The sequence below is a fragment of the Stutzerimonas stutzeri genome (assembly GCF_000952685.1).
Taxonomy (GTDB): Bacteria; Pseudomonadota; Gammaproteobacteria; order Pseudomonadales; family Pseudomonadaceae; genus Stutzerimonas; species Stutzerimonas stutzeri_E.
On the sequence record NZ_JYHV01000038.1, the window covers coordinates 22189 to 34715 of the forward strand.

Below are 12527 nucleotides of genomic sequence, written 5' to 3' on the forward strand. Positions count from 1 at the left end.
GCCCAGGAATTGGGGGGAGCCAGATCAGCGTGTAGTCAGGCGGTCGAGGTGAGCGTGGCTCGCTTTGGCAACCGGACGAACAGCAGTCGGCGGGATAACAAGAACCATAAGGGGAACCCGCAATGTCGCGACATCCACGAGTCTGGATGGGGATTGGGCTGTGGTCGCTATTCGGCCAGGCCCAGGCGGCCTGGGACGTGAATATGCGCTCCGGTGCCACGGAAGTCAGTCGTTCCGTGTTCGATTTGCACATGACGATCTTCTGGATCTGCGTAATCATCGGCGTGCTGGTGTTCGCCGCCATGTTCTGGTCGATGCTCGCTCACCGCCGTTCCAAGCGGCTGGAGTCGGCGCATTTTCACGAGAACACTCGGGTCGAGGTGCTCTGGACCATCATTCCGTTGTTGATCCTCGTCGGGATGGCGGTTCCGGCAACCCGCACCCTGATCCACATCTACGACGCGTCCGAGTCGGATGTCGATATCCAGATCACCGGCTATCAGTGGAAGTGGCACTACAAGTACCTGGGTGAGGATGTCGAGTACTTCAGCAACCTCACCACGCCGCGCGATCAGATCAACAATCTCGAGCCCAAAGGCGAGCATTACCTACTGGAGGTGGACGAGCCGCTGGTGATTCCGACGGGCGCCAAGGTGCGCTTCCTGATCACCGCAGCGGACGTCATTCACTCCTGGTGGGTACCGGATCTGGCAGTGAAAAAGGATGCCATTCCCGGCTTCATCAACGAGTCCTGGACCCGTATCGATAAACCGGGCATCTACCGCGGCCAATGCACTGAGCTGTGCGGCAAGGACCATGGCTTCATGCCGGTTGTCGTGGAGGTGAAGTCACCGGAAGACTACGCCGCCTGGCTCGGCGAGAAGAAGGCGGAAGCCGCCAAGCTCGCCGAGCTGACCAGCAAGGAATGGACGCTCGAAGAGCTGGTGACCCGCGGTGAGAAGGTTTACCAGACCAACTGTGCGTCCTGCCACCAGGCGGGAGGCGAGGGGCTGCCACCGATGTTCCCGGCGCTGAAGGGCTCGCCCATCGCCACTGGCGAGGCCGAAGACCACCTCAGCATCGTCGTCAATGGCAAGCCGGGCACCGCCATGGCCGCCTTCGGCAAGCAGCTGTCCGAGGTCGACATTGCCGCGGTGGTGACCTACGAGCGCAATGCGTGGGGCAACAACAAGGGCGACATGGTCACGCCGAAAGACGTGCTCGTCTTCAAACAGGCCGAAGAAGCCACCCAGTAAGAGGATCAGGTGATGAGTGCAGTGATCGACGATCATGGTCATGCCGGGCATGACCATCACCACGGCCCGGCCAAGGGGCTCATGCGCTGGGTGCTGACCACCAACCACAAGGACATCGGTTCGATGTACCTGTGGTTCAGCTTCTGCGCCTTCCTGCTGGGCGGTTCGATGGCGATGGTTATCCGCGCCGAGTTGTTCCAGCCGGGGCTGCAGATCGTGCAGCCGGAATTCTTCAACCAGATGACCACCATGCACGGCCTGATCATGGTCTTCGGCGCGGTGATGCCGGCGTTCGTCGGATTGGCCAACTGGATGATCCCATTGATGATCGGTGCGCCGGACATGGCGCTGCCGCGGATGAACAACTTCAGCTTCTGGCTGCTGCCGGCGGCCTTCGGCCTGCTTATTTCGACTCTGTTCATGGAGGGCGGCGGACCCAACTTCGGCTGGACCTTCTACGCGCCGCTGTCGACGACCTACGCGCCGGAGTCGGTGACCTTCTTCATCTTCGCCATTCACCTGATGGGCATCAGCTCGATCATGGGCGCGATCAACGTGGTCGCCACCATCCTCAACCTACGCGCACCCGGCATGACCCTGATGAAAATGCCGCTGTTCGTCTGGACGTGGCTGATCACCGCCTTCCTGCTGATCGCGGTGATGCCGGTGCTAGCCGGCGTGGTGACCATGATGCTGATGGACATCCACTTCGGCACCAGCTTCTTCAGCGCGGCCGGCGGCGGCGACCCGGTGCTGTTCCAACATGTGTTCTGGTTCTTCGGCCATCCCGAGGTGTACATCATGATCCTGCCGGCGTTCGGCGCCGTCAGCTCGATCATTCCCGCCTTCAGCCGCAAGCCGCTGTTCGGCTATACCTCGATGGTCTACGCCACCGGCGCCATCGCCTTTCTGTCGTTCATCGTCTGGTCGCACCATATGTTCACCGTCGGCATTCCGGTGGTTGGCGAGCTGTTCTTCATGTACGCCACCATGCTGATCGCGGTGCCAACCGGGGTGAAGGTGTTCAACTGGGTATCCACCATGTGGCGTGGCTCGCTGACCTTCGAGGCCCCGATGCTGTTCGCCGTGGCCTTCGTCATCCTGTTCACCATTGGCGGTTTTTCTGGCCTGATGCTGGCCATCGCGCCGGCGGACTTCCAGTACCACGACACCTACTTCGTGGTGGCGCACTTCCACTACGTGCTGGTACCCGGTGCGATATTCGGCATCTTTGCTTCGGCTTATTACTGGCTGCCCAAGTGGACCGGGCATATGTACGACGAGACACTGGCCAAACTGCACTTCTGGATGAGCTTCATCGGCATGAACCTGGCGTTCTTCCCGATGCACTTCGTGGGGCTGGCCGGCATGCCGCGACGCATTCCGGACTACAACATGATGTTCGCCAACTTCAACATGGTATCGAGCATCGGTGCCTTTATGTTCGGGGCGACTCAACTGCTGTTCCTGTTCATCGTCATCAAGTGCATTCGCGGTGGCCCGGCTGCCGCGGCCAAGCCCTGGGATGGAGCCGATGGTCTGGAATGGAGTGTGCCGTCCCCGGCGCCCTATCACACCTTCAGCGTTCCGCCGAGCATGGAAGAACTCCATGAGCACCGCACGGGGCCCAAGCATGAATAGCGTTGCCGCCCTTGGCGGCTTCAGGTCGGCGGCTGGCCAAGGGTTGGCCACGACGGGGTGCGCCTGTGATATCGGAAACGAGGGCGGCCATGAAGGTTGGCTGAAGCCCTCCCCGGCTGAGGTGATGCGGGGCGCTGGCTGCTTCGTAGGGTGGGCTTCAGCCCACCCGCGCAACAGCACCAAGCCGAAGCTTGCGTTGCGCGTTGAACGCTCCTGTGTGAGGAGGACGCGATGAGCGATTCTCTGCCCACCGCCCGACTTGTCCGCCGGCTACTGTTGGTGGTCGTCGTGATGTTCGCCTTCGGTTTTGCGCTGGTGCCGATCTACGACGTCATGTGCAAGGCTTTCGGAATCAACGGCAAGACGGCAGGTGCCTACGGAGGCACGCAGACCACCGACGAGGCGCGCGAGGTACGGGTGCAGTTTCTCGCCACCAACGCGTCGGGAATGGTATGGGAATTCCGGCCGATGGCCGATCAGATCGCCGTCAACCCCGGCGCCACCCGAGAAATGCGCTTCGTCGCTTACAACCCCACCGACAAGCCAATGACGGCACAGGCCGTGCCGAGTGTTTCGCCGTCGAAGGCGGCGGCATATTTCCATAAGACCGAATGTTTCTGTTTTACCCAGCAGGTGCTGCAGCCTGGTGAGCGCATCGAAATGCCGGTGCGTTTCATTGTCGATCGTGATTTGCCCGCAGACGTGCGTCATCTGACGCTCGCCTACACCCTGTTCGATATCACGTCTCGCCAACCTCCCGTCGCCGTCGTTGATCAGGCGTCCGTGGTGGCGGCCAAGGAGAGTCTGCAATGAGCCAACAGACCACCACGCACGAGAATTACTACGTTCCCGCCCAGAGCAAGTGGCCCATAATCGCCACGGTCGCACTGCTGATCACGGTCTTTGGTCTCGGCACCTGGTTCAACGACCTCAAGGCCGATCGCGCCGAATCGAACGGCCCACTGATTTTCTTCGTGGGCGCGTTGCTGATTGCCTACATGATGTTCGGCTGGTTCGGCGCGGTCGTCCGCGAAGGCCGAGCCGGGCTCTATAGTGCGCAGATGGATCGTTCGTTCCGCTGGGGCATGAGCTGGTTCATCTTTTCCGAAGTCATGTTCTTTCTCGCGTTTTTCGGTGTGCTGTTCTACATCCGCTACTGGGTCGGGCCCTGGCTCGGTGGCGAGGGCGACAAGGGCGTGAGCAATATGCTGTGGCCCAACTTCGAATATACCTGGCCACTGCTGAACAACCCCGATCCCAAGCTTTATCCGGCGCCTGAAGGCACTATTGGTGCCTTCGGACTGCCGCTGATCAACACCATCCTGCTCGTGACCTCGAGTTTCACGCTGACCTGGGCGCACCATGCGTTGCGCAAAGGAAACCGCAAACACCTCAAGCTCGGACTGGGATTGACCGTGCTGCTGGGCGCCTCGTTTCTGGCCCTGCAGATAGAGGAATACATTCACGCCTATACCGAGTTGGGGCTGACGCTTGGCTCGGGTATCTACGGCGCGACCTTCTTCATGCTCACGGGCTTTCACGGCGCCCACGTGACCATTGGCGCGATCATCCTGTCGATCATGCTGGTGCGCAGCTTCCGCGGTCACTTCACGCCGGAACAGCACTTCGGCTTCGAGGCGGCTGCCTGGTACTGGCACTTCGTGGACGTGGTCTGGATCGGCTTGTTCATTTTCGTCTACGTGCTTTGAACGCCGGCCTCGGCTGAAGGCTGGAGCGACCGCAGCGGCGTTACATACGGACCTGAGCTAGCCGAAACCCGGATGCAGCTGCCCGGAATAGAAGCCCCAGGCGATCAGCGCGATCGTCAGGGCAGAGAGGGTGACACGAACGAACAATGCGGTCACCAGGCGGGAGGTTCGACCCTCGTCCTTGACCAGAAAGAACAGACCGCTGAACAGACTGACCAGCGTGGCTACTAATAACAGAACGATCGCCGCCTTGAGCATGAGCGAGTCCGTAGTAGGGGAAGTGGGGGTGCAGTATAGCCAGCCGTATCAATACGCTGTGGGGCGCGGCATGAGCGGGTTCAAACCCGGTCTGCTGCCGACCTTGCTGGTCCTGACGCTGCTGCCGCTGCTGGTCTGGCTGGGGTTCTGGCAGCTGGAGCGCGGCGAACAGAAGCGCGACATGCTGGCTCGCCAGGAAGCGCGGCAGCAGGCGGCGCCGGTCGGACCCGAGCAGATCGAGCAATTCGAAGATCCCGCCTACAGTCGAATCCATTTGCAGGGCAGTTTCGATGACGAACACAGTTTCCTGCTGGACAGCCGTACCCGCGACGGCCAGGTTGGTGTCGAGCTGTTGCAACCCTTCCAGGATCAGCCAAGCGGTCGCTGGGTGCTAGTGAACCGCGGCTGGATACCCTGGCCGGATCGCCGGATCCCGCCGAAGTTCGATACGCCGGATCGCCCATTGAAGCTGGCCGCCTGGGTCTATGCACCTTCTGGCAAGCCGTTCTTGTTAAACGAGCGCATGGCCGAGGGTTGGCCAAGGCTGCTCAATCACGTCGATGTCGAAGCGCTGTGGCAATTGCTCGGACGTGATGGCGTTGAATACGAGTTGCGACTTGAGCCCGGCCCGGCAGCGTACCGGGCAGACTGGCCGATCACCAGCATGCAGCCGCAGCAGCACCTGGGGTACGCGGTGCAATGGTTTGCGCTGGCGACAGCTCTGCTGGCGTTATTTATTTACTTCGGCGTGCATCAGGCACGAGGGAGCAAGCAGTGACAGCGATGAATCCGACCTTCAATCCCGCACAAGCCCAACGCCGGCGTGGGCGAGTGCAACTGCTACTGATCCTGGCCGTGGTGATTGGGCCCATGCTGCTGGCAACGGCGATGTATCGGTTCGGCTTCTGGATACCCGAAACCCGAACCTACGACGGCGCGTTGGTAGCCACCGGCCAAGGGCGCGAGACGCTCGGCGTGACCGTACCAGTGGCGCCCGAACCACGCTGGGAGCTGCTGGTTACCGCACCGCAAGGGTGCGCAGAAGACTGCCAGCAGCTGGTCTATCTGGCGCGGCAGATCAACATTGGCCTGGCGCGTGAGGCCGGCCGTGCCGGCCATGCACTGGCGAGCGGGCAGGCATTGAGCGCCGACTACGATCAGCGTCTGCAGCGCGAATACCCCCAGCTGCAGCGTTATGTGCTGGACCCGACGGTTTATGCGGGCAACCCGGAGGCACCCGACGGCCCGCAGCTGTGGATCATCGATCCGCACGGCAATCTGGTCTTGCGCTACGACGCCAAGGCCAACGGCAAGGCGATTCTCGATGACCTCAAGCACCTGTTGAAAATCTCCCAGATCGGCTGACCCAGGCACTCGGCCGCCTCGCTGGAGTCTCAACGAGGTCGCCCAAGGAGAACCAGATGGCAAAACCCGGATACCGTCTTGCCCTCGTCGCCACACTGCTGGCCGTGGTGGTGGTGCTCCTCGGTGCCTATACGAGGCTGACCCACGCCGGCCTCGGCTGCCCGGACTGGCCCGGCTGCTATGGATTTCTAGCGGTACCCATGAGCGAGCAAGCCCAGAGCCTGGCGGCGCTACGCTTCCCGGATGCACCGATTGAGGTGCACAAGGGGTGGAACGAGATGGTGCATCGCTATTTCGCTGGTGCGCTGGGACTGGTAATCCTCGGGCTCGCCGTGCAGGCGCTGCGGCGGCGTTCACAGCCGGGTCAGCCGGTCAAGCTGCCGCTGCTACTGTTGGCCGTGGTAATCACCCAGGCTGCCTTCGGCATGTGGACGGTGACCCTGCAGCTCTGGCCCCAGGTGGTAACTGCGCATTTACTGGGTGGCTTCACCACCTTGAGCCTGTTGTTCCTACTGACTTTGCGTTTATCGGGACGGCGACCAGTAACCGGGCCGATACCGGCTCGGATCCGGGCACTGGCGATGCTCGGCCTGCTGGCTGTGATCGGTCAGGTCGCGCTGGGCGGCTGGGTCAGCAGCAACTACGCTGCGGTGGCCTGCACTGACTTCCCCACCTGCCACGGCGAGTGGTGGCCCGAGATGGATTTCGCCAATGCCTTCAACCTGACTCATCACGACATCGGCCCCAATTACCTCGGCGGCATGCTCTACGGCGAGGCGCGTACCGCCATTCATCTCACCCATCGTCTCGGCGCGCTGACCGTGACGCTGCTGTTGCTGATCCTCAGCTGGCAGCTCTGGCGCAACGGACTTTCACGTCTTGCCACATTGTTGCTGGCGACCCTGGCACTGCAGGTCGGGCTGGGCATCAGCAATGTCCTGCTCAATCTGCCGTTGGCTGTCGCCGTCGCCCACAACGGCGGCGGTGCCTTGCTGCTGCTGGTTACCGTACTGATCAATCACCGTCTCTTCCCGGGTCGCCATAGCGCCGTTGCGACGCATGAGCCGGCGATCCAACGGCATCCGGTTTCGAACTCGATGGGTGGGCTCGACCTACCCCGCGCTTGACCACAAGGAGAACCCCATGGCGACTCTACTCAGCGAACGCGGCGTCCAGGTCAGCTGGCGCGACTATCTCGAGCTGACCAAGCCGAAGGTGGTGCTGCTGATGCTCATCACCTCCTTGGTGGGCATGTTTCTCGCCACGCGCGCAGGCGTGCCCTGGACAGTGCTGGTGTTCGGCAATCTCGGCATCGCGCTCTGCGCCGGTGGCGCGGCGGCGGTCAACCATGTGGTGGATCGGCGCATCGACTCGGTGATGGCGCGCACCCACAAAAGGCCACTGGCCGAAGGCCGGGTATCGCCTGCCGCGGCCCTGCTGTTCGCGTTGTTGCTGAGCGTCGCCGGGATGGCGCTGCTGCTGATGTTCACCAACGCGCTGGCAGCCTGGCTGACGCTGGCATCGCTGATCGGCTATGCCGTCATCTACACCGGCTTTCTCAAGCGTGCGACCCCGCAGAACATCGTCATTGGCGGTCTGGCCGGCGCCGCACCACCACTGCTCGGTTGGGTCGCGGTGACCGGCCAGGTGACCGCCGAGCCGCTGTTGCTGGTGCTGATCATCTTCGCCTGGACGCCGCCTCACTTTTGGGCGCTGGCGATTCACCGCAAGGCGGAATACGCCAAGGTCAATGTACCGATGCTGCCGGTGACTCACGGCGAGCACTACACCAAGGTGCATATCCTGCTCTATACCGCCGTGCTGCTGGCGGTGAGCTTCATGCCGTTCGCCATCCACATGAGTGGTCCGCTGTACCTGGCAGCGGCGGTGCTGCTGGGTGCGCGCTTCCTGTTCTGGGCCATCGTGCTCTATCGTGAGAGCCGCCCTCATGCGGCCATCAAGACGTTCAAATTCAGCATCTGGTACCTGTTTGCGCTGTTCATCGCGCTGCTGGTTGATCATTATCTGCTGCTGAATATCTAGAGGCCGGTGTAGAGCATCTCGCAGGCCTGACTCAGCCCTCACAGGAATTCCATGACCCGCATTCAGAAAACCGTTTTCATTCTCGTTGCACTGGTCGCGCTGGTTATAGGCCTGACGGTTTACAAGGTGCTCAGCACCGAGCGCCAGCTCGACTCCGCCGCGCTGCTCGATGCGGGTATCGTCATGCTTCCCCAGGGTCGCGACATGCCCGACATCGCCCTGACCAACCAGGACGGCGAAGCGGTTTCGATGGAGCAGCTCGAAGGGCGCTGGAACCTGCTGTTCTTCGGCTATACCTTCTGCCCCGATATCTGTCCGGCCACGCTCGCCGAATTGCGTCAGCTGCGCGGTAAGCTGCCGGACGACGTGAATCAGCGGCTACAGCCGATCCTGGTCAGCGTCGATCCGGCGCGCGACACGCCCGAGCAGCTGAAGAAATACCTGGATTATTTCGGCGCCGGCTTCATTGGGCTGACGGGACCGCTGGATGATATCCAGACGCTCGCCAACGCGGCGGGCGTGCCCTTTATTCCGGGAGACACTTCGAAGAAGGATTACACCGTCGACCATGGCGGCAACCTCGCCCTGATCGGCCCAGACGGCCGTTTGCGCGGTTTCATTCGCGCGCCGATGCGCACCGAGAAGCTTGCCGAGCAGTTGCCGGCGTTGATCGGGCAGGGCAGCTGACCATCGGCTAGGCCAGGCTTAACGGCGTCTTGCGCTCTGGTTGCGCCAGCCGATCCTCCGGCCCAGATGACACGCGCTTGTCTTTCGTCTGCGCGGTTGTGGTTGCCCGCCGAAGCGGGCTTGTCCGCAGCCTTCTTCATGACAGGCCCTTACCGAAACGTCCCGATGCGCCTGCCGCATACGCTGCTCGGCCTCGTTTCGGGCACGGTGCTGGCTCAGGGATTGTTTCGCAAGTGCTGTCCGATCGGGGGCTAATCGCGTATTCAGCGGCGCCGCGCTCTGTGCCGCGGTGGCGATTGCGTCCGGTTCCGTGCAGGCCGCCTTCGAGCCCGTACCTGCGGCCAGCCAGCGCCTTCTCCGGCGCGTTGGCTGTTCACGCGAGCGAGCGGGAGAAGGCTGTCAGGCGTACTGACGAGCTAGAGGCTTTTTTATCTTGGCCAGCTTTTCAGCCCGTTGGTTTTGGTCCAATGCTCGCCATTGCGCTACCAAGTTGGGCAAGTCGTCCCGATCAATCAAGTCGCCGAACACGTTGGTCGCGGTCAGGCGTCTACCCGCCTCGTTTAGTAGCCGTACTTTCGCGCGCCCCAGCGCTGCTCTTTGTTGCCTGCTAAGGGAGCGTGCCAGGGCGATGCCAGCGTCGTACATCTGGCGGAGCTCCAAATCAGACTTGTTATAGAAGCGAGAGTCATGGCGCACTCTCACTACCCGGCGAAACTCCATAAAATCTCGCGGCTGCCAACTATTCAGCTCGGCTTCGGCCATCTGGATCAACATATCGATGTCGTGGATCTCACCGGGCGTAAACAAGACACCTTCCCGCTCCTCAACGCTTGCATGCCAGCGCAGCAGCGTGGTGAGCATGGCACGGCTGTAGCCACTGTCGGAGGAATGCTCTGCGCCGGCGAAAGCCTGTTCGATGAAGGCCATTCGCTTTGGCATGTCGTCCAGCAGATCAATCGCACCGGCATAACGCGCACAGGCCTGTTCGTCGATCAAGGCGCAGTCGGGTTGCCAGAGTATGGAGGCTTCGCTGCCACCGTTGGGCTTGCGGGGCACGAAGTGGCGTTGTTGACCATGGTGCTCGTATGGGTCGCCCTGCAGATTGAGCAACCCGCCCAGGAGCAGCGTTACACCCAGCAAGGGTGAGCTGAACAGCACCACGGTACCGGCGCTGGCCAGCTTCCACTCGGCATCCAGCCAGGTGAAGGGGACGGCGGGGATAGGGTCGTTGTGATTGACGAGGCGGTGATGGACAAGCCCCTGGGCACTTTGTACAAAGGCTCGGTCGCCGGCGCGTGGGGCGCCGAAGGTGTAGAGCTGAATGTCACGCGACCAGTTTTTCCGTAGCCATTCAGCTAAAAGAAGCGCCACTGCGCCACCCAAACTATGCCCACAAATGATTAGAGTTTGTTCGCCTGTATAAAAGGCCTCCAAATAGCGCTGAACGAAAACCTTGACGGCCTGGAACGAGTCATAAAATCCTCGGTGGGCTTGGCCGGTGCCTTCAGCGTAAGGGACCTGGCGGGCGTCAAGATCTCGCAATATGTCTGGCGTTCCCAGTGTGCCCCGCACCGATATGAGCATGAGTTTGTCGTTATGGACGATGAAGGCCTGGGAATCCGTCACTTCATCGTAGAGAAAATGCACGTCTTCGGGATTCGCCCAGCCTTTGGTGGCCTCAGCCTGATAGCGAGCTGGGTCATAAGGCATGATCTCGAGCCTTTTGGAGTAGGGCACCTCTTCATACAGCAGCTCGTAGCGGGCACTATCGAACGAGTTCGCTTTTACCAATCGGGCCAGTTGCTCGCGCAGCACATGCCCAATGCTCCCGCTACGATTATAGGGGGGCGGGCTGGAGGCATAAGCACCATCCGGCTGCTTCGGTTCGCCGAACGGCGCATACACAAAGGTGCTCATGACCGCCAAATGGTAGGCATTGATCGCGCAAAAGGCCTTTTTGCGTGAGAGCAGCGGGCTGTAAGCGCGTAGCGCTTTGACCTCAAGCACGTGATGACAATTGGGCGTTAATGCGATGCCGACGCATTCGGCAGCCTGCCCAGCGTTGTGCTTGAGCATGGCGGAAGGCTTTGGCTGCCAAGTAGGATCAGGATCAGGTAGATGCCCCTTGGCCTCGACCAGATCGCTGACTTCTACGCGTAGAAGGTGAGCGCTTTCCAGTACGGCGCGCTCTTCTGCCAGATAGGTACTGCTATCGGCATTACGGGGTCCGGATGGAGATTGTTCGGCACAGACTTGAAGGGCTGTTAAGGGCAGCCTGAAGGACTTTCGGTCTAGGAAATGCTCATACCATTTATTACCGCCGGGGTAGTCCTCCAGGAAAGAAAGAACTGCCGGGCCGCTGTAGATACCGTCTATGCGAAAAAAGCCATTGCTATCAAGTGCCCCCTGATATTTTTGGCCTTGGCTGTCGTGCAGTATGTAGACAAGACCGGCGTATGGTTTTCCATCGCCATGCTCGTCGACCAGTCGAACACTGACCCAATGTCCTCGTACGGGACAGCCTAGCGGCCCACCCGTTTTACTTGAGTTATTCATCCCTGATCACTCCTTGCAGTTGGGATAGACGGTGCATTCCTGTCCATTCATTTTGAACGTCTGAAATACAGGAGGAGTCTGGCAGCGCTCGGATACATCCGTATCCACACATGGACGCCAGCCTGAGTCTGTATTTATCCATCGCCGATCATAAGAAGGTTCTTCCTTCGGGTTAGCTCGCACGTCCAGCCGAACCGTCTTGCCCGGCAATTCGTCACGCAACAGATAAGCGCCCGCCCCCTTGCAGCTTAGAAGTTTGCTGATCTGGCCTCTTCGTGCGTGGGCCTTGCTGAGTTGAAAAAGCCATGTGCATTCAGCCGTCTTGCTCAGGTGGCCATCGCTATCAAAAGCAGGCGCGCCTTGCGGCAGTGTATCGACCAGCACCAAGCCGCCATTGTCATAGGTGCGTTGCCATTCCTTGTCGCCGTAGCGACCATGGATGTACAGCCCGACCCGGGCCAGCTGCATTTCGCAGAGGCCGTCGCGGTAGCTGACGGGAATGCTGAAGCGATACTGCTGAGATGTACTCTGAAAGCCACTCTCGAACGAACGCGCCTGGCTACGACCCTTGCAGCCGTTGGAGATGCCGTAATGCGCTTGGGCACGCATGGAGAAGTCAGCGGGTAGCTGCCCTTCGAAGGTAAAGCTGTCAGCGGTAAGCGAGGCCATCGAGCCGCAGGCGCTAAGTACGGTCGCGAGCATGATGAGACCGAGTAGACGGCCAAGGGCAGTTCGCATCCCTGGTCACTCCTTGCAGTTGGGATAGACGGTGCATTCCTGACCGTTCATTTGAAACGTTTTGAATACCGGCGGCGTCTGGCAGCGCTGCCAACCTTCCTTGGGTAGGCAAGGCTTCCAGCCTTCTGGAAGTTTGAGCCATGTGTCGTCCCTGTATGGTCTCTCCTTTGGATTGGTCTGAATATCCAGCCGAACCGTCTTGCCCGGCAACTCGTCACGCAACAGATAAGCGCCCGCCCCCTTGCAGCTTAGAAGTTTGCTGATCTGGCCTCTT

Annotated in this window: 12 protein-coding genes and 1 pseudogene; 9 read left to right on the plus strand and 4 right to left on the minus strand. The window is 60.7% G+C overall.

The features are described from left to right. Window positions 1–122: 122 nt before the first annotated feature. From coxB to UF78_RS22240, 4 genes are all read left to right on the plus strand, one after another. Complete coding sequence (gene coxB, locus UF78_RS22225; RefSeq protein ID WP_045164421.1) at window positions 123–1256, plus strand: cytochrome c oxidase subunit II; 1134 nt, start codon at window positions 123–125, stop codon at window positions 1254–1256. Window positions 1257–1268: 12 nt separating this feature from the next. After that, entirely contained in the window at window positions 1269–2897 is a 1629-nt protein-coding gene (gene ctaD, locus UF78_RS22230) for a cytochrome c oxidase subunit I (protein ID WP_045164422.1), read from the plus strand. Between the two features lie 231 nt (window positions 2898–3128). Then, window positions 3129–3710: a cytochrome c oxidase assembly protein gene (locus UF78_RS22235; RefSeq protein WP_045164423.1), complete on the plus strand. Its 582-nt coding sequence runs from the start codon at window positions 3129–3131 to the stop codon at window positions 3708–3710. Beyond that, the gene (locus tag UF78_RS22240; protein WP_045164424.1) at window positions 3707–4606 is read left to right on the plus strand and encodes a cytochrome c oxidase subunit 3; all 900 of its coding nucleotides are present in this window, start codon (window positions 3707–3709) and stop codon (window positions 4604–4606) included. Before UF78_RS22235 ends, UF78_RS22240 begins: the two co-directional genes overlap by 4 nt. Before the next feature lie 57 nt (window positions 4607–4663). On the opposite strand, the gene UF78_RS22245 is transcribed toward UF78_RS22240, so the two are convergent. Beyond that, the gene (locus UF78_RS22245) at window positions 4664–4864 is read right to left on the minus strand and encodes a twin transmembrane helix small protein (protein WP_045164425.1); all 201 of its coding nucleotides are present in this window, start codon (window positions 4862–4864) and stop codon (window positions 4664–4666) included. 70 nt (window positions 4865–4934) lie between these two features. Between UF78_RS22245 and UF78_RS22250 the strand changes: the two genes are divergently transcribed. The 5 genes from UF78_RS22250 to UF78_RS22270 are packed head-to-tail and all read left to right on the plus strand — an operon-like array spanning window position 4935 to window position 8959. Beyond that, window positions 4935–5642 (plus strand): SURF1 family protein, encoded by a 708-nt coding sequence (locus UF78_RS22250; RefSeq protein WP_045164434.1) that lies wholly within the window; start codon window positions 4935–4937, stop codon window positions 5640–5642. 5 nt (window positions 5643–5647) lie between these two features. Next, window positions 5648–6229 carry a hypothetical protein gene (locus UF78_RS22255; protein WP_045164426.1) on the plus strand — a complete coding sequence of 194 codons (582 nt, stop codon included), beginning with the start codon at window positions 5648–5650 and terminating at the stop codon, window positions 6227–6229. 56 nt (window positions 6230–6285) lie between these two features. Then, the gene (locus UF78_RS22260; protein WP_045164427.1) at window positions 6286–7356 is read left to right on the plus strand and encodes a COX15/CtaA family protein; all 1071 of its coding nucleotides are present in this window, start codon (window positions 6286–6288) and stop codon (window positions 7354–7356) included. A gap of 16 nt (window positions 7357–7372) precedes the next feature. Further along, a complete protein-coding gene (cyoE, locus tag UF78_RS22265) occupies window positions 7373–8272 on the plus strand; it encodes a heme o synthase (RefSeq protein WP_045164428.1) in 900 nt (299 codons plus the stop codon). 51 nt (window positions 8273–8323) lie between these two features. Next, window positions 8324–8959: an SCO family protein gene (locus UF78_RS22270; protein WP_045164429.1), complete on the plus strand. Its 636-nt coding sequence runs from the start codon at window positions 8324–8326 to the stop codon at window positions 8957–8959. Between the two features lie 399 nt (window positions 8960–9358). Here UF78_RS22270 and UF78_RS22275 read toward each other — a convergent pair whose 3' ends face one another. From UF78_RS22275 to UF78_RS23040, 3 genes and pseudogenes are all read right to left on the minus strand, one after another. Further along, complete coding sequence (locus UF78_RS22275) at window positions 9359–11515, minus strand: lipase family protein (protein WP_196298716.1); 2157 nt, start codon at window positions 11513–11515, stop codon at window positions 9359–9361. 6 nt (window positions 11516–11521) lie between these two features. Continuing rightward, window positions 11522–12253, minus strand: coding sequence for a hypothetical protein (locus tag UF78_RS22285; protein WP_045164431.1), 732 nt, complete (start codon window positions 12251–12253; stop codon window positions 11522–11524). A 6-nt stretch (window positions 12254–12259) separates the two neighbouring features. Next, window positions 12260–12527 (minus strand): annotated as a pseudogene (locus tag UF78_RS23040) (hypothetical protein); the annotation flags it as partial.